General features: G+C 42.9%; 17 protein-coding genes. 8 read left to right on the plus strand and 9 right to left on the minus strand.

Going from position 1 to position 22875, the window contains the following annotated elements:
• The first annotated feature begins 59 nt into the window (after positions 1-59).
• Positions 60-1229 carry a MalY/PatB family protein gene (locus tag L3V77_RS16430; RefSeq protein WP_275135085.1) on the plus strand — a complete coding sequence of 390 codons (1170 nt, stop codon included), beginning with the start codon at positions 60-62 and terminating at the stop codon, positions 1227-1229.
• Between the two features lie 118 nt (positions 1230-1347).
• Complete coding sequence (locus tag L3V77_RS16435) at positions 1348-2241, plus strand: ROK family protein (protein ID WP_275136800.1); 894 nt, start codon at positions 1348-1350, stop codon at positions 2239-2241.
• A 131-nt stretch (positions 2242-2372) separates the two neighbouring features.
• Here the strand turns inward: L3V77_RS16435 and zntR are convergent, their stop codons facing one another.
• Positions 2373-2771 (minus strand): Zn(2+)-responsive transcriptional regulator, encoded by a 399-nt coding sequence (gene zntR, locus L3V77_RS16440; RefSeq protein WP_275135086.1) that lies wholly within the window; start codon positions 2769-2771, stop codon positions 2373-2375.
• A gap of 218 nt (positions 2772-2989) precedes the next feature.
• Between zntR and purH the strand changes: the two genes are divergently transcribed.
• Together purH and purD are read left to right on the plus strand one after the other, a co-directional pair.
• Positions 2990-4582, plus strand: a complete 1593-nt coding sequence (purH, locus tag L3V77_RS16445; RefSeq protein ID WP_275135087.1) for a bifunctional phosphoribosylaminoimidazolecarboxamide formyltransferase/IMP cyclohydrolase — start codon at positions 2990-2992, stop codon at positions 4580-4582.
• A gap of 201 nt (positions 4583-4783) precedes the next feature.
• Positions 4784-6073: a phosphoribosylamine--glycine ligase gene (gene purD, locus L3V77_RS16450; protein WP_275136801.1), complete on the plus strand. Its 1290-nt coding sequence runs from the start codon at positions 4784-4786 to the stop codon at positions 6071-6073.
• 113 nt (positions 6074-6186) lie between these two features.
• On the opposite strand, the gene L3V77_RS16455 is transcribed toward purD, so the two are convergent.
• Together L3V77_RS16455 and hupA are read right to left on the minus strand one after the other, a co-directional pair.
• A complete protein-coding gene (locus tag L3V77_RS16455; RefSeq protein WP_275135088.1) occupies positions 6187-6885 on the minus strand; it encodes a DUF1481 domain-containing protein in 699 nt (232 codons plus the stop codon).
• Between the two features lie 41 nt (positions 6886-6926).
• Complete coding sequence (gene hupA, locus L3V77_RS16460; RefSeq protein ID WP_195704611.1) at positions 6927-7199, minus strand: nucleoid-associated protein HU-alpha; 273 nt, start codon at positions 7197-7199, stop codon at positions 6927-6929.
• Positions 7200-7468: 269 nt separating this feature from the next.
• Here hupA and L3V77_RS16465 point away from each other — a divergent pair, with 269 nt between their 5' ends.
• Positions 7469-8518 (plus strand): hemolysin family protein, encoded by a 1050-nt coding sequence (locus tag L3V77_RS16465; protein WP_275135089.1) that lies wholly within the window; start codon positions 7469-7471, stop codon positions 8516-8518.
• Positions 8519-8594: 76 nt separating this feature from the next.
• Here the strand turns inward: L3V77_RS16465 and L3V77_RS16470 are convergent, their stop codons facing one another.
• Entirely contained in the window at positions 8595-9182 is a 588-nt protein-coding gene (locus L3V77_RS16470) for a DUF416 family protein (protein ID WP_275135090.1), read from the minus strand.
• A gap of 69 nt (positions 9183-9251) precedes the next feature.
• Between L3V77_RS16470 and L3V77_RS16475 the strand changes: the two genes are divergently transcribed.
• Together L3V77_RS16475 and L3V77_RS16480 are read left to right on the plus strand one after the other, a co-directional pair.
• Positions 9252-10178, plus strand: coding sequence for a D-2-hydroxyacid dehydrogenase (locus tag L3V77_RS16475; protein ID WP_275135091.1), 927 nt, complete (start codon positions 9252-9254; stop codon positions 10176-10178).
• The gene (locus L3V77_RS16480) at positions 10178-10765 is read left to right on the plus strand and encodes a uracil-DNA glycosylase family protein (protein WP_275135092.1); all 588 of its coding nucleotides are present in this window, start codon (positions 10178-10180) and stop codon (positions 10763-10765) included. Before L3V77_RS16475 ends, L3V77_RS16480 begins: the two co-directional genes overlap by 1 nt.
• A gap of 70 nt (positions 10766-10835) precedes the next feature.
• Here L3V77_RS16480 and hemE read toward each other — a convergent pair whose 3' ends face one another.
• Together hemE and nudC are read right to left on the minus strand one after the other, a co-directional pair.
• Positions 10836-11903, minus strand: a complete 1068-nt coding sequence (gene hemE, locus L3V77_RS16485) for a uroporphyrinogen decarboxylase (RefSeq protein ID WP_275135093.1) — start codon at positions 11901-11903, stop codon at positions 10836-10838.
• Positions 11904-12153: 250 nt separating this feature from the next.
• The gene (gene nudC, locus L3V77_RS16490) at positions 12154-12936 is read right to left on the minus strand and encodes an NAD(+) diphosphatase (protein ID WP_275135094.1); all 783 of its coding nucleotides are present in this window, start codon (positions 12934-12936) and stop codon (positions 12154-12156) included.
• 184 nt (positions 12937-13120) lie between these two features.
• Here nudC and rsd point away from each other — a divergent pair, with 184 nt between their 5' ends.
• Entirely contained in the window at positions 13121-13615 is a 495-nt protein-coding gene (gene rsd / locus L3V77_RS16495; protein ID WP_275136802.1) for a sigma D regulator, read from the plus strand.
• A 245-nt stretch (positions 13616-13860) separates the two neighbouring features.
• On the opposite strand, the gene rpoC is transcribed toward rsd, so the two are convergent.
• The 3 genes from rpoC to rplL form a co-directional block, all read right to left on the minus strand.
• Entirely contained in the window at positions 13861-18066 is a 4206-nt protein-coding gene (gene rpoC, locus L3V77_RS16500) for a DNA-directed RNA polymerase subunit beta' (RefSeq protein WP_275135095.1), read from the minus strand.
• A gap of 120 nt (positions 18067-18186) precedes the next feature.
• Positions 18187-22215: a DNA-directed RNA polymerase subunit beta gene (rpoB, locus tag L3V77_RS16505; protein ID WP_275135096.1), complete on the minus strand. Its 4029-nt coding sequence runs from the start codon at positions 22213-22215 to the stop codon at positions 18187-18189.
• A 242-nt stretch (positions 22216-22457) separates the two neighbouring features.
• A complete protein-coding gene (rplL, locus tag L3V77_RS16510; protein WP_195704621.1) occupies positions 22458-22823 on the minus strand; it encodes a 50S ribosomal protein L7/L12 in 366 nt (121 codons plus the stop codon).
• Positions 22824-22875: the final 52 nt, after the last annotated feature.

Raw genomic sequence — 22875 nt, forward strand, 5'->3', positions numbered from 1 at the left:
AGACACTACGAACCTTTAGGAAGCACGAATCAGTGCTTCCTGTTTTTGACGAGGACATTATGCAACACGAATTAGATACCGTTATCAATCGCTACGATACAGACTGCCTAAAATGGGATTACATGGAAAAGTGGCTCGGTGTTCCAAAAGGAAAGGCGTTACCAAGCTGGGTATCTGACTGGGATTTTAAAGCCCCCGACTTCATTACTACACCACTTAAAGAACGAATTGAACATGGGATATTTGGCTATTCTGAGCGTGGTGATGAGTATTTTAACTCCGTCATCGATTGGTGGTCGGATAATCACCAGGTTGATCTAAAAAAGGAGTGGTTCCATACCACACCGGGAAGCCTACCCGCTATCGCGATGCTGATTGAACGTTGGAGCAACCCTGGCGAACGAGTTCTTGTTTTTAGCCCGGTCTACCACGCGTTCTATCGAACGATTGAAAATACAAATCGTGAGCTTGCTGTTTCTCCGCTTGAAAACCACAACGGCTATTACACTATTAACTTTGATGACCTAGAAAATCAATTAAAGTCAGGAATAAAGATCCTCATGTTCTGCAACCCACATAATCCTGGTGGACGCGTGTGGACAGAAGAGGAAGTGACAAAGGTTTGTGCACTTTGCCACCGATACGACACATATATTATTTCAGATGAAATTTGGGCTGACATCGTATTTAACGGATATACATTCTTTAGTTGTTTACGAGTCAATCCGGACTATCTGAATAAAATGGCCGTATGCATCGCTGGCACGAAGTCATTTGGCTTACCATCGATGCGCTTAACCAATACTATGATTCCGAATGAACACGAAGCAAAAGCGCTGAAGTCGAAATTGCTCGCGTATGGGATGGATGTGTACAGCTCATTGAGCTTATTGGCAAACCAAGCCGCGTATCGCCATGGTAGAGCATGGCTGGATGAAACACTTGGTTATCTAGAAAATAATAATCGAGTGCTCGCTAACTTCGTTAACGCGGAACTGACTAAGGTTACCTATCTTCCACAAGAATCTACCTATCTTGCATGGTTGGATTGCAGGGCATTAGAACTAAGCGATAACGAACTCGAAGAACAGCTTCATCTCGCCGGAGTCATTCCGACGATGGGTTATAGTTTTGGCGAGCAAGGGAAAGGGTTTATTCGTCTAAACCTTGGTTGCCCAACTTCTATATTGAAAGAAAAGATCGTTCGTTTACGCACAGTACTTAAGTAGCACCGAACTCTGATTCCATTTCGTACAACAAATAGAGTCGCAAGCCTTTAATTTGCTGCTCTATTTCCTATTCACACTATTCTTATTTTGCCCACGAGAAGTCACAACAATGAATACGATAAGATTTGGCCTTGATATTGGCGGTACAAAAATTGAGTTACGAGCATACGGTCACAATAGTAACGAGTTACTGAAAATGCGGGTAGAAACACCTAGCAATTACACCGACTTTATAGATGCAGTTGTCAACCTTATTACTAAAGCAGAGAAAACCCTCGCGACAACAGCAAGTATAGGTATTGGTTTGCCTGGGGCCATTTGTCCTAAAACACACACGATTAAAAATGCCAATTGCCTCTTTTTAAATGGGCATGACTTACAAGAAGATTTGCGCCTCATTTTAAATCGTAAAGTCTACATAGCAAACGACGCCAACTGTTTCGCATTATCGGAAGCAGTTGATGGTGCCGCCGCTGGAAAACACGTTGTTTTTGGCGTGATTCTAGGGACAGGCTGTGGTGGCGGTTTTATTGTAAACCAACAATTACTTGTTGGGGCAAATGCAATATGTGGGGAATGGGGGCACAACCCATTGCCTTATTTTAGCCACGAAAAAGACGGCATAAATCAGGCTTGTCACTGCGGGCGACAAAATTGTATTGAACGATTCATCTCCGGAACGGGGTTTGAAATGCAATATTTACAGCGTTTTTCTGATTACAAATCTGCGCCAGAAATCATTGAAGCACTTCAACGTGGCGATCAAAAAGCGAAGCTGGCTTACTATCAACTGGTTGACCAGATTGCCCGAAGTTTTGCCTATATCGTCAATATTATTGACCCTAATGTGATAGTCGTCGGCGGTGGGATGTCTAATGTTGTTTCTTTATACGCAGATGTACAAAGACAGATGAAACAATATGTATTTAGTCCTGACAGCAACACCCCTATTGTTCAGGCAAAATTCGGTGATAGCAGTGGCGTTCGCGGGGCAGCATGGTTGCCATGTTAATTAGAGTATCTTCTGTTCACGAATTGAGTAGCAAAGAATAATACTGATATAACCCAATCACTTCTATTCGCTTGGGCTATATCGACTTCTAAGTTGAATAACGGTTCTGCATAACAAGCTATCTTTCACCATTACTTCAGCGCCTCCAAAATAGAGCAATGACTTGCGTTGTCATTACTGTGTCCGCAACAAGCGTCGTTAATTTTCTTTAGAGCGTTTCGAATTTTAGTCAACTCCTGAATTTTCTCATCAATAAGGAGTAGTTTTGTTGATGTAATGCCTTTTACTTCTGCACAGCTATGTTGTGTGGCTTCAAGGCGAATCTCTAACAACTCTCTAATCTCATCGAGACTCAACCCAAGTCGCTTGGAGTTTAAAATAAAGTGGACTTGCTCAAGGCTATTTTCAGAATAAATACGATAACCAGAATCACTGCGCCCGACGGGTTGAATAAGACCGTTTTTTTCATAGAATCGAAGCGTATCAGTCGTCACGCCGCCTTTTTTTGCCAGTTCTCCAATCAGGTACATATTTATTCCTTATCTTTTCTGTCTAAAAAATAGACTGATTTTAATTATTTATGTGAAGCCAATCGATTGCGCGAGCATTTCAAGTGCAAATTGGGTAGAATACGCGCCATCATTTTTAACAAATTTATACCCTCGTGCTTATTTATTAAAACCTAGCACCTGACAATAAACGTATCTCTTATACAATTATTTCTGTGAATTCAAGGAAAATGGAAGCAATGAATAACGCCCGCCCAATCCGTCGCGCTCTTATCAGCGTATCAGACAAAACTGGTATTGTTGAGTTCGCTCAGGCTCTTTCTGACCGAGGTATTGATATTTTATCTACTGGCGGTACTGCTCGCCTGCTTGCAGAACAAGGCATTTCTGTTACTGAAGTTTCTGATTATACAGGCTTTCCAGAGATGATGGATGGTAGGGTGAAGACCCTGCACCCTAAAGTTCATGGTGGTGTACTTGGCCGTCGAGGCCAAGATGATGCGGTTATGACACTGCACGGTATCGATCCTATTGATATGGTTGTAGTTAACCTGTACCCATTTGCAGAAACCGTTGCGAAAGACGGTTGCACATTGGCTGATGCCGTTGAAAATATAGACATCGGTGGGCCTACGATGGTTCGCAGTGCCGCGAAAAATCATAAAGACGTGACTATTGTAGTTAACGCTTCTGATTACTCCCGCGTCATCGCTGAAATGGATACAAATGAGAAATCACTTACATTAGAAACTCGTTTTGATCTTGCTATCGCTGCCTTCGAACATACCGCCGCCTACGACGGTATGATTGCTAACTACTTTGGTACTATGGTCCCTTCCTATGGTGACAATAAAGAAGGTGACGAGGAGTCTACGTTCCCTCGCACGTTTAACCAGCAGTTCAAGAAGAAGCAGGATATGCGCTACGGTGAGAACAGCCACCAAGCAGCGGCTTTTTATGTCGAAGAAAACCCTGAAGAAGCCTCAGTTTCAACAGCTCGTCAAATTCAAGGTAAAGCGCTTTCATACAACAACATTGCGGATACCGATGCCGCTTTAGAATGCGTTAAAGAGTTTTCTGAACCCGCTTGCGTTATCGTTAAGCACGCAAACCCATGTGGTGTCGCGCTTGGCAAAGATATCCTTGAAGCCTATAACCGTGCATATCAAACCGATCCTACATCGGCGTTTGGCGGCATTATCGCCTTCAACCACGAGCTCGATGCAGCGACAGCACAAGCGATTGTTGAACGTCAGTTCGTTGAGGTTATCATTGCGCCAAGCATATCGGCAGAAGCGATTGAAATAGTCGCAGCGAAGAAAAACCTGCGTCTACTTGAATGTGGTGAATGGACAACAAAAACAACGGGCTTCGATGTTAAACGAGTGAATGGGGGCCTTCTTGTTCAAGATCGCGATCAAGGTATGGTGACGCACGATGATCTAACCATTGTATCCAAACGCCAACCAACAGAAGAAGAACTCAAAGACGCGCTTTTCTGCTGGAAAGTAGCAAAATATGTGAAATCTAATGCCATTGTCTACGCGAAAGGCGACATGACCATTGGTGTTGGCGCCGGCCAAATGAGCCGCGTATACTCTGCTAAAATTGCAGGTATTAAGGCTGCAGATGAAGGACTAGAAGTACCTGGTAGCGTAATGGCATCTGACGCTTTCTTCCCGTTCCGTGATGGCATAGACGCTGCAGCAGAAGCTGGAATAAAATGTGTTATTCAGCCGGGGGGATCTATGCGCGATAATGAAGTTATTGAAGCCGCTGACGAACACGGTATGGCGATGATCTTCACTGGCATGCGTCACTTCCGCCATTAATAAGATACTCAGATTTAAGCTATAAATACATAACTTGGTGAATTGAATATTTTATCCCTATTCAGTTTTTAAAATGAATTATTCATTTTAAAGCAAAGCCATTCTTTCTAATTCAAGGAAAGCGCGCGGAGTTTATAAGCATAAATGAGCACACTTGACACGGAAGTTGAAAAAATGGCGCAGCTATTAAAGGAAATAAAAATGGATGTATTGATCATAGGTGCAGGCGGTCGTGAGCATGCACTCGGTTGGAAAGCGGCACAAAACCCAGATGTTGAAACCGTTTATGTTGCACCGGGTAACGCGGGGACGGCCCTCGAACCAAAGCTATCTAATATTGCTATCGATGTGGAAGATATTGATGCCTTGGTGGCTTTTGCAAAAGAAAAAGCCATCGAACTAACGATTGTAGGCCCAGAAGTCCCGTTAGTACTTGGTGTTGTTGATGCATTCCGCGAAGAAAACCTACCTATTTTTGGACCAACAAAAGCCGCCGCACAACTAGAAGGTTCAAAGGCATTCACTAAAGACTTTTTGGCTCGCCACGACATTCCGACAGGTTGGTACGCGAACTTTACCGAGATTACACCCGCAATCGAATATGTTCGTGAGAAAGGTGCACCAATCGTTATTAAAGCCGATGGTTTAGCCGCTGGTAAAGGTGTCATCGTCGCAATGACATTGCAAGAAGCTGAGGATGCGATTAGAGACATGCTTGCGGGGAATGCTTTTGGCGACGCCGGTAGCCGAGTCGTTATCGAAGAGTTTCTTGAGGGCGAAGAAGCAAGCTTTATAGTCATGGTTGATGGTAAGAGTGTCTTGCCAATGGCCACCAGCCAAGATCATAAACGCGTCGGCGACAACGATACGGGCCCAAATACTGGTGGTATGGGGGCTTACTCTCCAGCACCCGTAGTAACACCAGAAATACATACTCGGATTCTGGAAGAAGTGATCTATCCAACCGTTCGTGGTATGGAAGCAGAGGGTTACCCTTATACTGGCTTTCTTTATGCGGGATTGATGATTGATGCTGATGGCACACCTAAAGTCATCGAATATAATTGTCGATTTGGTGATCCGGAAACACAACCAATCATGATGCGCATGGAGTCTGATCTTGTCGACTTATGTTTAGACGCGCTTGATGAGAACCTTGAAAATGCTGAATCACATTGGGATCCACGCGCTTCTATTGGTGTGGTACTTGCTGCTGGTGGTTACCCTGCTGATTACGTAAAAGGTGACGTTATCTCTGGACTGCCTACTGATGAAATAGAGGGTGAAAAAGCATTTCATGCTGGTACAAGTTATAGAAACGGCGATGTTGTGACTAATGGTGGTCGGGTACTTTGTGCAACAGCACTTGGAAATACCGTGTCAGAAGCTCAGCAGCGTGCCTATAAGCTTACAAAACGCATTAGTTGGAATGGTATGTTCCATCGCAATGATATCGGTTATAGAGCGATAGAGAGAGAAAACAAGAAATAACCTTTCTCGATGTTCTGACATAAAAAAGGCGCTCAATGCGCCTTTTTTCAATTGTGTCACAAGACTGAATCCGTCATCTAGTCAAACTCAACCTCTATCCGGCTTCACTATACTCATTCATCTTCTATAAAAACGGGTCTTTCTACACAATCAAAACTTTCATCTTCTAGCATCAATAGATCTTTAACGACCAATTTACCCAGCGAAGTGGAACTAATAAACGCGGCATAACTGTCTAGACTCGCAAGGCGGTTTATAACAAAGGTTGGCAATGTCTGATTAAATTCTATGTTCTCGAATGTTTCGGCATCACAGCTATTAAACACCTTCCCATCCCAATACCCTTGCATCAAGCTAGAACCGTTCTTATCCTGCTGTTCAGTGACGGTCTTAATAGATTCAGCCTCATTCAAAAGCATTTGAATCTGCTGTGTTGTCAAAGGAAGCACCTTACCATCAAGCCGATATTGCTGGTAAACCGCCTCTCCATTATTGTCAAAACGTAATTGAATTCGATACGGCACGAGCTCATATGACTCTTGTCGTTGCATTCCTTCTCTGACAATTTCTCTTACGACACTCTTTCTCCAACGATAGTCTGATTTATACCAGCCATAATCACCCGAAGCGACATAATCGGAAGCTGAATAAGGAAGATCTAATCGCTCTGTATACCAATAAAAACTCGTTGCATCACCAGCAGATTGACCACCAGTCATCGTATTGAATAATTCAGTATTGCTTGTCGTTGGGCTAGATGAGCAGCCCAAAAGAAATGAGGATAAGAGAAGAGGTATAATGTACTTTTTCATAAAGAGTATGACACCGAGCACTTGGCTCGGTGTCAATAATATTACTTCACTGATTCTTTCAGTGCTTTACCTGCTACAAATGCAGGTACATTAGCGGCAGAAATTTGAATCTCTTCGCCAGTCTTTGGGTTACGACCAGTACGAGCTGCACGGTGATTTACTTTGAATGTACCAAAACCAATTAGTTGAACTTGGTCACCCTCTTTTAGTGTATCAGAAACACTACTTAGAGTTGCTTCAAGTGCAGATTTTGCTTGAGCTTTAGATAGATCCGCTTTTTCAGCGATAAAGTCGATTAATTGGGTCTTGTTCATTAGGTTTCCCTTCTTATGTGTTATCGAATCCGAACCACTGTAATGCATAAAGGCCCCGTCTGGCAAAGGTTTGTCTAGGAAGTTACCCTAAAAAGACGTAAGTTTAGGTTGAATATGAGTAATATCTCACAATTTGATACAGTTTTCTGTGCCGTAATTGTTGCTTATCATGCCGTAACACGAGTAAATACAGTATCTAAGCACTATATATCGTACATAAATAGTTTTGATTTATTGATACACTACACAGGAATGACCTTAAAAAATTCATGTTTCTATTAACTTTATATATAACCGTAGCCATCGGTGTTTCATTTGTTTGTTCAGTACTTGAAGCTATTTTGCTCAGCATTACCCCAAGCTACTTAGCTCAATTAAGACAAAGAAATCATCCTTCGGCTCCAAAACTAAGTCAACTCAAAGGAAATATTGACCGTCCTTTGGCATCGATACTGACTCTTAATACCATTGCCCATACTATTGGAGCGGCGGGTGCAGGTGCGCAAGCCGCAACTGTATTTGGTAGCCAGTGGTTAGGTTTGTTCTCTGCTGTTTTAACATTGGGGATATTACTGCTTTCAGAAATAGTTCCAAAAACCATAGGTGCAACCTATTGGAGACAATTAGCTCCAATCGCCGCAAACCTGCTTGGTTGGATGGTATGGGCGTTAACTCCATTTGTTTGGCTTTCAGAGCAGATAACCAAGCGTTTGGCACGTGGTCATACTCCTCCAAAACTACGCGACGAAATTTCTGCGATGGCGATGCTTGCCAAAGAGAGTGGCGAGTTCAATGAAGGTGAATCTAAGATACTACACAACCTACTAACGTTACCTGATGTCCCAATTACACAAATCATGACACCTAGGCCCGTCGTCTTTAGAGTAGAAGCCGAACTCACCATTAACGAGTTTATAGAGCAACATAAAGATATTCCTTTTTCCCGGCCGCTTATATACAGCCAACAAAAAGACAATGTTTTAGGGTTTGTACATCGATTAGAGCTGTTCAAGATGCAGCAATTAGGCAGCGGTGAACAGCAATTGGGTGCGGTGATGCGACCCATTAATGTTCTGCTTAACAACACCGTGTTACCTAAAGCGTTTGACCATATGATGAGCAATCGACTTCAATTGATTTTGGTTGTAGATGAATATGGCACTATTCAAGGCATTGTTACCCTTGAAGACATGTTTGAACATCTGATAGGTGAAGAGATTGTCGATGAGGCTGATAAAACAACAGACATGCAAGAGTTGGCTTATCAAAGATGGGAAACGTGGAAAAAACTGCATGATGTAAAAGATAGTAGCGATTAAAGTACTCTTCTTGAAACTTGAAGCGAACGTTGTTCTTTTGAACAGACGGAGTTCGCTTCAAGATTCTGAATTCACATTAAGCTGAAATACCTAAGTTACTTACGCCTTCATCTTTAATTTCTTGACGTAGACCTTTAATCAGATCGATATCTCGCCTCACTGCATCCTTGAGAGGTTTATATATTGCCCATTGAACATCCCATTCAGTACAAACCGCTTCGTTTTCTTTTTGATTTTCATTGGTGATCTCATCGCAGCCTTGAGCTTCTTCTAGCTGGGCAACCGTCATCACTGACAACTCACTCACCGACAACATGTTCTCAAACAAATAGTCTCTATCAAGTAGACCATGAATCAACGTTGATAAACCTTTACACGCATCGATTGCAGGGTAGACACCATAGAAATCGAAATCTTCGGATGAAGGGATCAGCTCTTCCAGTTTTTCTAACTGACGTTCGAAATTTATTTTTGCACTTTTTACTGTCATCAACTCCCAGATGCTATCTAGGATATCTCGATATATACGCGATTCTGCAAATTCTGTATTCTCGCAAAAAACAACATAGTTCGGATACATACGCTCACACAAACAAGCCATGAAGGTTATTTGTTGCCATGGTTCAAACTTCTCAAGTCGCACTTGCAGTGGATTCTGTAACATAACAGCTCTATGGTTTATAAATAATCAGCGGCAGTGTACTTGATAAAGTAAAGGGAAAAAAGAAAGCAGATGGATAATTTTAAAAACAAAGTCAGAATCATTACTGAATATAACGACGAATACATCGAAATGCTTAATCAAGCAGAATTACCTAATCTTATAATTACCGACAAGAATAACGACGCGAATATTATTTTAGGGTCCCCTCCATTAATCGCCCCTATTGTCGATGAATTCTGTCACCTTGAATGGATGCAATCCGCCTATGCCGGTGTTGATTCGTTAATAAGCTCAGAGCTTCGACAAGATTATCAACTCACCAATGTGAAAGGGATCTTTGGCGAGCAAATATCTGAATATGTTTTGGCCTACACTATCTCCCACTTTAGACATTTCAACACATACCGAACTCAACAATCTGAGAAGCTTTGGTTACCTCATAGATACCGGACTGTTTCAGGCAAAAAAATGTTGATTTTAGGTACGGGAGCAATAGGCAATTACTTGGCTAAATCTGCTTCATCTTTTGGATTACATACCATCGGTGTCAATCGTACGGGGATTCCACCAAAGGATTCCGCTTTTGCAGACATTGTACACATTGAACAGGTACATGATGTTTTGGCTGAAATGGACGTCGTTGTGTCTACGCTACCTAACACCGTACAAACTGTAGGTATATTCGACCAAACGTTTTTTTCTTATTGCCAACAGGCCCTGTTTTTCAATGTTGGTAGAGGCCCTTCAGTCCATACTGAAAGCCTTCTATTCGCCCTTCAAAACGACAATATTTGTCACGCCTTCTTAGATGTATTTATCAATGAACCGATTTCTCAAGCTTGTCCTTATTGGCTCAATCCTAAAGTCACCGTCACTCCTCACATTGCGGCGTGCAGCTTCCCTGAGCAAGTATTTGAGATTTTCAAAGAGAACTATCTATTATGGAAGAGTGGCTTCAGCCTGTTAAACACCATCGATTTTGAAAAGGGCTACTAATGAATGTTAGTGACCTACTTACAGAGATAAAGGCTTGTAAGCTCTGTGAATCAGAACTTGAACTCGGCGCCAACCCGGTTATACAGGCAGATAAAGACGCTAAGATTTTAATTATAGGCCAAGCTCCCGGGGTTAAAGTACATAAAACGTCTATACCTTGGAATGACCCTAGTGGAGATAGGCTCAGAGCCTGGCTAAATATTGATAAGAGCTGTTTTTATGATCCTAAAAACATAGCCATCATGCCAATGGGTTTTTGCTATCCGGGAAAAGGCAAAAGTGGCGACCTTCCTCCAAGGAAAGAGTGTGCTCCACTTTGGCATGGAAGCGTATTATCTCTGCTGCCAAAGATAGAGTTAACGTTACTGATTGGCCAATACGCTCAACATTATTATTTGCCAGATAAGCCAAGAACGCTCACAGAGACCGTCCATCAATGGCACCGATGGGCACCAATCATTATTCCTCTTCCACATCCGTCCCCGAGAAATACGTTATGGCTTAGAAAGAACCCGTGGTTTGAAGAGGATATTGTTAAGCACTTAGCTGAAAAGGTGGAAAAAATACTTTCTCGAAAAGAATATTGAGCTCTCACGAAGCCCGAGTCTAGAACCTAGAAGCGAACAAAGTGAGTGCCCAAGTTACAAAGTGTCTGATCTATTTATGGTATGGCTTAGATAGCTCGTGTACCGCTTCTACAAACACGCCAGCATTTTCAGGTGGCACGTCTAAATGAATACCATGACCTAAGTTGAATACATGGCCTGTGCCTGTGTCACCAAAACTTTTTAGAATAGTCGATACTTCTTCCTGAATTCGTGGAGCAGGTGCATATAGGATTGACGGGTCCATATTGCCTTGTAAAGCCACCTTCTCGCCAACGCGTGCTTTCGCATTTTCGATGTCGATAGTCCAATCTAGACCTATTGCATCACAGCCTGTTGCGGCGATCTGTTCAAGCCACATGCCACCATTCTTAGTGAACAAGGTAACTGGGACGCGACGACCGTCATTTTCACGAATAAGACCATCTACAATTTTTTGCATGTACTGAAGTGAAAACAAGTTGTAATCGCGTGGAGTCAACACGCCACCCCAAGTATCAAATACCATCACCGATTGTGCACCCGCTTTGATTTGTGCATTAAGGTACTCAATAACACTATCGGCAAGCTTATCCAATAATAGATGAAGAGTAGCGGGCTCTGCATACATCATTTTTTTGATTTTGGTGAAGGCTTTAGAACTACCACCTTCAACCATATAGGTTGCGAGTGTCCAAGGACTGCCAGAAAAACCAATTAGCGGCACTTCGCCTTGTAGATCTTTACGAATTTGACGCACTGCATTCATTACATATTGAAGTTCGCCTTCAGGATCAGGAAGACCAATTTTCTCGACATCCGCTTTACAGGTAATAGGACGTTCAAATTTCGGGCCTTCACCTGTTTCAAAATGTAGTCCTAAACCCATAGCATCAGGAATAGTCAAAATATCGGAGAAAAGAATGGCGGCGTCTAATGGAAAACGACGTAGAGGCTGAAGCGTCACTTCAGAAGCCAATTCAGCATTACGACAAAGGGACATAAAGTCACCTGCTTGACCGCGAGTTTCTCTGTATTCAGGTAGATAACGGCCAGCTTGACGCATCATCCATACAGGGGTGTAATCCACAGGTTCTTTCAATAGAGCGCGTAAATAGCGATCGTTTTTTAATTCGGTCATTCCGTCATTCCAATTTGAATTTATTTTTTTCAAAAGCTTATTCTAACACTCTTTAAATATGCTGCTATACGAGCTTTGAGCCCTAGATCATGTTATTACGTTTTTAATCAACTATTCTTTTGCGTCTCATTTCCGAGCATGGTACTAATCTTTCCGCTAGCGAAAACAATAATAATATTAGGTAGCTAAAAATACCTAAACATCTCATAACGACATCTTACTTACCCCCTCCGTTTGCGGAGGGTTTTTTTTATCCTAAACTTATGATTTCAACCGTCTTATCAATCAGCGCACGAGCAATGGTGCCTTTTGGCGCTACAACTGGCATCTCTTCTGGAGTAAACCATTTAACATCAGCGAGCTCAGTATAATCCGGCTGAATATCACCTGAATCATAGTCCGCTAAAAAACCTATCATCATGTTGGTTGGAAATGCCCATGGTTGGCTACCAAAATAACGAATATTCTTTATATTAACACCCGTTTCTTCTTTTACTTCTCTTGCAACACACTGCTCTAACGTCTCCCCGACTTCCACAAAGCCAGCAATAACCGTATACATTCCCCCTTTATGTTGAGGATGTTGTGCCAACAATATTTTTCCCTCATCACGTACCGCAACGATGATGCACGGAAAAATACGTGGATAGTGTATTGTGCGACACTCACCACATTGCATTGCAATTTCATTATGGTTCAGAAAGTTTCTACCACCACATTGCGCACAAAACCTTTGTGTCTGTGTCATATGTCCATACTGGACGGCTTTACTCGCCAATAAAAACAACGCTTCTGGCATAAGCAAATGATCTCGAAGAGAGACTAATTCCACTACCTGATCAACATCTGCTTCATTTACCCACATTACTGGCTTAGCTAAATACTCACCGATTAGAATTGCTTTATCTAAAGGCAAATTCAATGCCTTAGCTGTTCCTAATGGCATTTCATTTTCAATTAGCCAGATATCACTGCCATTCACTACGATCCAATAAGCGTCGACATCAGCATTATTAACACTTTTTTTTAACATCCTTTGACCTCACCGCTTGAAGTTCATCCATTTTACTGGCAATCTAAATTCATACCAGAATTAGTCGTCATGTAATAATATATACACATTACTTTTGGTATCAAGAAGATAAACATTTGTATTAAGTGCCTCAGTTTATGGGGTTTTCGGTTGACGCTATGTGCGCAATCTGATCATGAGGGACATGGTCATGTTAAATAAATTAAAAAAAACACAAGAACAATGGGGTGGTTCCAGTGAAGTTATCGATCACTGGCTTGATACACGACAAATCGTTATCGTCGAATATTGTCATCTCGCAGCATTGAAACCGAACACCTATAAGAAAGCTGTGGGAAAACTGCCGACGCCTGATGAACTGCAAAAATATTGTCAGCACCTTGTCGATTACATTTCAGAAGGTCATTTTAAGATCTATGAGATGGTCATGGATAAATGGAAATCAACAGGTTTTTCCCCCACTGACGAAATTAACCAGACCTACGGTAAAATAGTACTGACAACTGATCCTCTATTAAATTTCACCGACAAGTATGCCAATGTTGGTAAAGATGATCCTCTAGAAGATTTGGATAATGATTTATCACTCATTGGAGAGATTATAGAGACACGCTTCGAGGTTGAAGACCAACTCATCCAAATGATAGCGGACAGCTTAGCGGTACCTCCAGGCGCATAGTATTCGCACAGAATACATTGCCTAGAATAAGCACGATTCACATATGTGATTGGTGCTTTTTTTACTTCTCCTTCAAGTTGACCTCTATACCTCTCTGTAAAACGAATATTCATCGCATTGATGATGAGATCACGTGTTTACCTATCTATCGCAATAGTCATTATTCACTTCGCCACATTACAGAGGCATTTAACAGGCACAAAAAAAGCACCCGAAGGTGCTTTTTAATAAGGCTTTGTTAATACTTACTCTTCTGAAGAAAAGCCTGCATTAAGAAGTGCCGCTAGATTGTCTGTTGCTTGTTCAGCAGATGGTGCTTCTGGACCACCGCCTGCACGTAGCTTTTGACGCTCTTGGTGATACGCAAAACCAGTACCAGCTGGAATCAAACGACCAACAATAACGTTCTCTTTCAGACCACGTAACTCATCACGCTTACCAGAAACCGCTGCTTCTGTTAGTACGCGAGTCGTTTCCTGGAACGAAGCTGCAGAGATGAATGATTCAGTTGCTAGTGATGCTTTCGTAATACCTAGTAGCTCACGTTCAAAACGTGCAGGTTCTTTACCTTCAGCTTCTAGAGCACGGTTAGCAATCTTAACATTAGCAAATTCAACCTGCTCGCCAACAAGGAACTCAGAGTCACCCTTGAATGTGATAGTACATTTTCGAAGCATTTGACGAACGATAGTTTCAATGTGCTTATCGTTAATCTTAACCCCTTGCAGACGATATACTTCTTGTACTTCGTTTGCGATGTAAGAGGTTACTGCTCGGATACCACGTAAACGTAAGATATCATGCGGTGTTTCAGGACCATCAGCGATAACATCACCGCGTTCGATCTTCTCACCTTCAAATACGTTCAACTGACGATGCTTGGCTATCATCTCTTCGTAATGCTCACCACCATCTCTAGTGATAATCAAACGACGCTTACCTTTTGTCTCTTTACCGAACGACACAGTACCTGTGTGTTCAGCAAGAATCGCAGGCTCTTTAGGCTTACGAGCTTCAAATAGATCAGCAACGCGAGGAAGACCACCAGTGATATCTTTGTTTCCACTCGATTTCTGAGGGATACGAGATAACGTGTCACCGATGCCAACTTCTGCACCATCTTCGATTTGTACAATCGCTTTACCTGGTAAGAAGTAGTGAGCTGGCATATCAGTACCAGGAATCATTACATCTTTACCCTTCGCATCAACAAGTTTGATAGCTGGACGCATATCTTTACCTGCTGTAGAGCGAGCGGCTGGGTCAGTTACTTCACTTGAAGAAAGACCTGTTAGATCATCAGTTTGACGAGTAACAGTCACACCATCAATCATATCCACATATTGGATACGACCGGCCACTTCAGTGATGATTGGCATTGTGTGCGCTTCCCAGTTAGCGACGATGTCACCAGCTGTAACGTCTTGATCGTTCTTCTTACTCAGCATAGAACCATAAGGAAGCTTGTGCTTCTCTTTCGTACGGCCAAACTCATCAATAATAGTAAGCTCAGATGCGCGAGAGGTAATAACTAATTTGTCATCTTTATTGATAACAAATTTAGCGTTATGAAGCTTCACTACACCCGTAGTCTTAGCTTGAATGCTGTTCTCTGCTGCTGCTGTCGATGCAGCACCACCAATGTGGAACGTACGCATTGTAAGCTGTGTACCCGGTTCACCGATAGACTGAGCAGCAATAACACCTACTGCCTCGCCTTGGTTCACTAGGTGACCACGTGCTAGATCACGACCATAACATTGTGCACAACAACCGAAGTCTGCATCACAGGTAACTACTGAGCGCACTTTCATGCTATCTACAGAGTTTTCTTCCATGATTTGACACCACTTCTCATCAATCAGAGTATTACGTGGGATCAGTACATCATCAGTACCTGGTTTCTGTACATCTTCAGCAACAACACGACCAAGAGCCAACTCAGAAAGTGCAACTTTAACGTCACCACCTTCAATGTGAGGCATCATGTCGATACCTTCGTGAGTGCCACAATCGTGGTCATGAACAACAACATCTTGAGCAACGTCGACTAAGCGACGAGTCAAGTAACCGGAGTTTGCTGTTTTCAATGCCGTATCCGCTAGACCCTTACGAGCCCCGTGCGTTGAGATAAAGTACTGAAGTACGTTCAAGCCTTCTTTAAAGTTTGCGGTGATTGGCGTTTCGATGATTGAACCATCTGGACGAGCCATCAAACCACGCATACCCGCAAGCTGACGAATCTGTGCAGCAGAACCACGAGCACCGGAGTCAGCCATCATATAGATGCTGTTAAACGATTCTTGTTGTTCTTCTTCGCCGTCACTATTAATCACTGTTTCAAAAGAAAGGTTATCCATCATTGCTTTCGCAACACGGTCATTGGTAGATGCCCAAATATCGATAACTTTGTTATAACGTTCACCAGCAGTAACAAGACCAGATTGGAACTGTTCCTGAATTTCGCGAACTTCTTCTTCTGCAGCAGAGATTTCAGTGTACTTAGCCGCTGGAACGACCATGTCGTCGATACCAACAGAAACACCAGAAAGTGCAGCGTATGCAAAACCTGTGTACATAATTTGATCAGCAAAGATTACTGTATCTTTAAGACCAAGCTTACGATATGCCTCGTTCAAAAGGGTAGAAATTTGTTTCTTACCAAGCTTTTGGTTAACAAGACTGAATGGTAGACCAGTAGGAACGATGTTCCATAGCATTGCACGACCAACCGTCGTATCAACCATGCTAGTGTTCGTCGTTCTGTCACCATCTTCATCTACAACAGTTTCAGTGATACGAACTTTAACGCGAGCATGCAACTCAGCAGACTTAGTACGGTATGCTTTCTCAGCTTCAGCTGATCCAGCAAGGTACATGCCCTCACCTTTAACGTTGATCTTGTCACGAGTCATGTAATAAAGACCCAATACCACATCCTGAGAAGGTACGATAATAGGGTCACCTGACGCTGGCGACAGAATGTTATTCGTCGACATCATCAGTGTACGTGCTTCAAGTTGAGCTTCCAGAGTTAGAGGTACGTGTACCGCCATCTGGTCACCATCGAAGTCAGCGTTATATGCCGCACACACAAGTGGGTGTAGCTGAATCGCTTTACCTTCGATTAGTACTGGTTCAAACGCTTGAATACCTAGACGGTGAAGTGTAGGTGCGCGGTTTAGCAATACTGGGTGTTCACGAATAACGTCATCTAGGATATCCCAAACGATCGCTTCTTCGCGCTCTACCATTTTCTTAGCTGCTTTGATCGTCGTTGCCATGCCACGAGTTTCTAGCTTGCTGTAGATAAACGGTTTAAATAACTCAAGTGCCATCTTCTTAGGAAGACCACACTGGTGTAGACGTAAATATGGACCAACTGTGATTACAGAACGGCCAGAATAGTCAACACGTTTACCTAGAAGGTTCTGACGGAAACGACCTTGCTTACCCTTGATCATATCAGCAAGAGATTTCAGAGGACGTTTATTAGAACCTGTAATTGCACGACCACGACGACCGTTATCTAGAAGCGCATCGACAGACTCTTGCAACATACGTTTTTCGTTACGTACGATGATGTCCGGAGCAGCTAACTCTAGTAGACGCTTCAAGCGGTTGTTACGGTTAATCACACGACGGTATAGGTCGTTAAGATCAGACGTTGCAAAGCGACCGCCATCTAGTGGTACTAGAGGACGTAGATCTGGTGGCAATACAGGAAGAACCGTTAAGATCATCCATTGTGGGTTGTTACCAGACGTGATAAATGCTTCAACAAGCTTCAAGCGCTTAGTGATTTTTTTACGCTTAGTTTCTGAGTTAGTAGTCTCAAGTTCTTCGCGCATTTGTTCTGTTTCAGCGTGCAGGTCCATCGTTGAAAGCAGATCTTTGATCGCTTCCGCACCCATCTTCGCTGTGAACTCATCACCCCACTCTTCTAGACGATCAAGATACTCATCTTCTGTGAGCATTTGACCTTTTTCTAGATCCGTCATACCAGGTTCTGTTACTACGTACATTTCAAAATAAAGTACGCGTTCGATATCACGCAGTGGGATATCCATTAACAGACCGATACGAGACGGTAGTGATTTAAGGAACCAGATATGTGCAACTGGAGACGCAAGTTCAATGTGGCCCATACGGTCACGACGAACTTTAGTTTGTGTAACTTCAACGCCACACTTCTCACAGATAACACCACGGTGTTTTAGACGCTTATATTTGCCACAAAGACATTCGTAGTCTTTAACTGGTCCAAATATGCGCGCACAGAAAAGACCATCACGTTCTGGTTTGAACGTACGATAGTTGATCGTTTCAGGTTTCTTAACTTCACCAAAAGACCATGAACGAATCATGTCCGGTGAAGATAGACCGATTTTGATAGCATCAAATTCTTCGGTCTTATGCTGTGCTTTTAGAAAGTTTAATAAGTCTTTCACAATCAGCTCCTGTAAGGAGTTAAAAGGAACTCGCTAGATGGATTAACCATTCAATAGCGAGAACCTTTCTACCGATAATCCTGTTCCATCCCTATAAAGAGTTTTTATAGGGTAACTGGATTACTCTTCGTCTTCTAGCTCGATGTTGATACCTAGTGAGCGAATCTCTTTCAACAATACGTTGAACGATTCTGGCATACCAGGTTCCATGCTATGGTTTCCGTCTACGATGTTCTTATACATCTTAGTACGACCATTCACGTCATCGGACTTAACAGTCAACATTTCTTGTAGAGTGTAAGCAGCACCGTATGCTTCTAGTGCCCATACTTCCATCTCACCGAAACGCTGTCCACCGAACTGAGCTTTACCACCAAGTGGTTGCTGAGTTACGAGGCTGTAAGAACCAGTAGAACGTGCGTGCATCTTGTCATCAACAAGGTGATTCAGTTTAAGCATGTACATGTAACCTACGGTTACAGGACGCTCAAATTCATCACCAGTACGGCCATCAAATAAACGCAACTGACCAGATTCTGGTAAGTCACCCAATTTCAACAGCTCTTTGATTGAAGATTCTGGAGCACCATCAAATACCGGAGTCGCAATAGGTAAGCCACCACGTAGGTTTTGTACCAATGTACGAACTTCATCATCAGATAGAGCCGCAATGTCTACTGTCTGACGCGTTTCACCAAGATCATAAACCTTTTGCAGGAAGTTGCGGAACTGATGTAGTTCTTGTTGTTCCTTCAGCATTTGGTTGATCTTGTCACCGATACCTTTCGCAGCTAGACCCATATGAACTTCTAAGATCTGACCAATGTTCATACGAGACGGTACACCCAGTGGGTTAAGTACGATGTCAACAGGCTGACCTTTTTCATCGTAAGGCATGTCTTCAACAGGGTTAATCTTAGAGATTACACCCTTGTTACCGTGACGACCGGCCATCTTATCACCAGGTTGGATACGACGCTTAACCGCTAGATAAACTTTAACAATCTTAAGAACACCAGGTGCTAAATCATCACCTTGCGTAATCTTACGACGTTTGTTTTCAAACTTCTTATCGAAGTCTGCTTTAAGCTCGTCCCACTGCTCAGCAAGTTGCTCAAGCAATGATTGAAGCTCATCGTCTTCTAGTGTTTGTTCTAGCCACTGTTTACGGTGAATAGAATCTAGCTTAGCTTCAGAGTAACCGCCTGAAACAAGTACAGCTCTAACACGAGCAAGTAGACCACCTTCAAGAATTTCAAACTCTTCAGTAAGGTCTTTCTTCGCTTCTTTAAGCTGCATTTGTTCAATTTCCAATGCACGCTTATCTTTCTCAACACCGTCACGAGTGAAGACTTGAACATCGATAATCGTACCTGAAACAGAGTTTGGTACACGTAGTGATGTATCTTTAACATCGGATGCTTTTTCACCAAAGATAGCTCGTAAGAGTTTCTCTTCAGGAGTTAGCTGAGTTTCACCTTTAGGTGTCACTTTACCAACTAGGATGTCACCACCCTTCACTTCAGCACCAATATAAACGATACCTGACTCGTCTAGTTTAGACAGAGCAGACTCACCTACGTTTGGAATATCCGCAGTGATCTCTTCAGATCCCAGCTTAGTATCACGTGCCACACAAGATAATTCTTGAATGTGGATAGTCGTGAAACGGTCTTCCTGAACGACACGCTCAGAAACGAGGATTGAATCCTCAAAGTTGTAACCGTTCCAAGGCATGAATGCCAAGCGAATATTTTGGCCAAGCGCCAATTCACCAAGGTCTGTTGAAGGACCATCAGCAATAACATCACCTTTTGCTACTGGTTCGCCAGGTAGCACGGTTGGGCGTTGGTTAATACAAGTATTCTGGTTAGAACGCGTATATTTAGTTAGGTTATAGATGTCGATACCGGCTTCGCCAGGTACCAATTCAATTTCATTAACCTTAACCACGATACGAGATGCGTCTACTGACTGAACCGTACCGCCACGTTTTGCTACCGCAGTAACACCTGAGTCGACCGCTACGTTACGCTCGATACCAGTACCTACAAGAGGCTTATCTGCGCGTAATGTTGGAACCGCCTGACGTTGCATGTTCGCACCCATAAGGGCACGGTTCGCATCATCGTGTTCTAGGAACGGGATAAGCGATGCAGCGACAGATACAACCTGATTGGTTGCAACGTCCATGTAGTTAACTTGGTCACGTGGATGAAGACCAGATTCACCTTTCTGACGCGCCGTAACTAATTCTTCTCCGAAGGCATTAGTTTCAGTTAGCGTAGAGTTCGCCTGAGCGATGATGAATTGCCCTTCTTCAATAGCTGACAAGTAATCAACATCGGAAGTCACAATACCATCAACAACGCGACGGTAAGGGGTTTCTAGGAAACCAAAATCGTTACAGCGTGCAAACGCAGACAACGAGTTAATAAGACCGATGTTTGGACCTTCAGGCGTTTCAATCGGGCATAAGCGACCGTAGTGAGTTACGTGAACATCACGTACTTCAAAGCCTGCGCGTTCACGAGTAAGACCACCAGGACCCAATGCAGAGATACGACGTTTATGCGTCACTTCTGATAACGGGTTGTTCTGATCCATAAACTGTGAAAGCTGTGAAGAACCAAAGAATTCTTTAACAGCTGCAGAAATAGGTTTAGCGTTGATAAGATCTTGAGGCATGATTGCATCAAGGTCACCAAGGCTTAAACGTTCTTTCACCGCACGCTCAACACGCACTAAACCAACACGGAATTGGTTTTCAGCCATTTCGCCTACGCTTCGTATACGACGGTTTCCTAAGTGGTCGATATCGTCCACTACACCTTTACCGTTACGAATGCCGATAAGCTTCTTCATTACTTCGATGATGTCGGTTTCGTCAAGAATACCTTGCTCACCAGCATCTTCACGACCGATAGAACTGTTAAACTTCATACGACCAACAGTCGATAGATCATAACGTTCTACAGCGAAGAATAAGCTCTGAAATAAAGCTTCTGCCGCATCTTTTGTTGGTGGCTCACCAGGACGCATCATACGATAGATTTCAACTAGCGCAGAAATACGGTCAACCGTGCTATCGACACGTAATGTGTCGGACATGAATGGACCGTGGTCTAGATCATTAGTGAACAGAACCTGTAAATTCTTGTGACCCGCTTGAGAAAGGTTTGCCAACGCTTCTAAGCTAATCTCTTGGTTCGCCGCAACGATAATTTCGCCAGTATCTTCATTGATATAATCTTTTGATGATACTTTACCAACGATGTACTCAACTGGTACTTCGATGGACTCAACGCCATCTTTTTCAAGATTGCGGATGTGACGAGCCGTAACACGACGACCAGTTTCGATGTAAGTCTTACCATTCGCTTCAATATCAAAGTTTGCCGTCTCGCCACGCAGGCGTTCAGGGACCAAGTCCATCATAAGGGTTTGGTCTTTCACTTCGAAGTTCACTTTGTCGAAGAAGATATCAAGGATCTCTTCTGTCGTCTTTTGCAGTGCACGAAGAATGATAGAAGCAGGCAGTTTACGACGACGGTCGATACGTACGTATAAATTATCCTTAGGATCGAACTCAAAGTCTAACCATGAGCCACGGTAAGGAATAACACGTGCGTTATATAAAACTTTACCTGATGAGTGGGTTTTACCCTTATCGCTATCGAAGAACACACCTGGGCTTCGATGCAGCTGGGATACGATAACCCTCTCAGTACCATTAATTACAAAGGTACCATTATCAGTCATTAATGGGATCTCACCCATGTAAACTTCTTGTTCTTTAATGTCTTTTACGGTACCTGCTGGTGCATCTCTATCAAACACAACAAGGCGCAATTTTACGCGCAATGGTTTTGAATAAGTTACACCACGAATTTGACATTCTTTAACATCAAAAACTGGTTCACCAAGACGGTAGCTAACGTATTGCAGCTCAGAATTGCCGTTATAGCTCTGAATAGGAAATACAGAACGAAAAGCGGCTTCAAGACCGTGTTGTCCTTCAGGATCCTGTTCGATAAATTTATCGAAGGAATCAAGCTGGATTGATAGCAAATATGGAATGTCCAAAACTTGTGGACGAGTACCAAAATCCTTACGGATGCGCTTTTTCTCGGTATAAGAGTAAACCATGGGGTTCCTCAGCTCGCTGATAAGTGACCCAATCTACCCAATCATTTTCTAAACGAAAAGAGCGGGGCAGTACTAGCAACTGTTTACTGTAGACCCTATGCAAGCTGACTTACATAGCGGTTTTTTGCTTGGATATTGGTATCTAAACAGCAGGAAAATTCACCAATACCCTACAGCGCAAAAAGGCCGGTGGTTATAAAACCACCAGCCATCAGCCTTTCGGCTAAGCTAAGTAATTATTATTACTTAACTTCAACAGTTGCACCAGCTTCTTCTAGAGTAGCTTTCAGTGTTTCTGCTTCTTCTTTAGATACAGCTTCTTTAACAGCAGCAGGAGCGCTATCAACTAGGCCCTTAGCTTCTTTAAGGCCTAGACCTGTAGCAGCACGTACCGCTTTGATTACAGATACTTTATTTCCGCCAATAGCAGTAAGCATCACATCAAATTCAGTTTGCTCTTCTGCAACTTCAGCAGCAGCGCCACCAGCAACAACAGCTGCTGCAGCAGAAACGCCGAATTTTTCTTCCATAGCTTCGATAAGCTCTACAACTTGCATTACAGACATTTCTGCAACTGCATCTAGGATTTGCTCGTTAGTAATAGACATAACAATTCTCTTTTAAGTCAACAATTAGTTTATTTTGCAATCAGTACAAAGT

Source organism: Vibrio sp. DW001 (assembly GCF_029016285.1).
Taxonomy (GTDB): Bacteria; Pseudomonadota; Gammaproteobacteria; order Enterobacterales; family Vibrionaceae; genus Vibrio.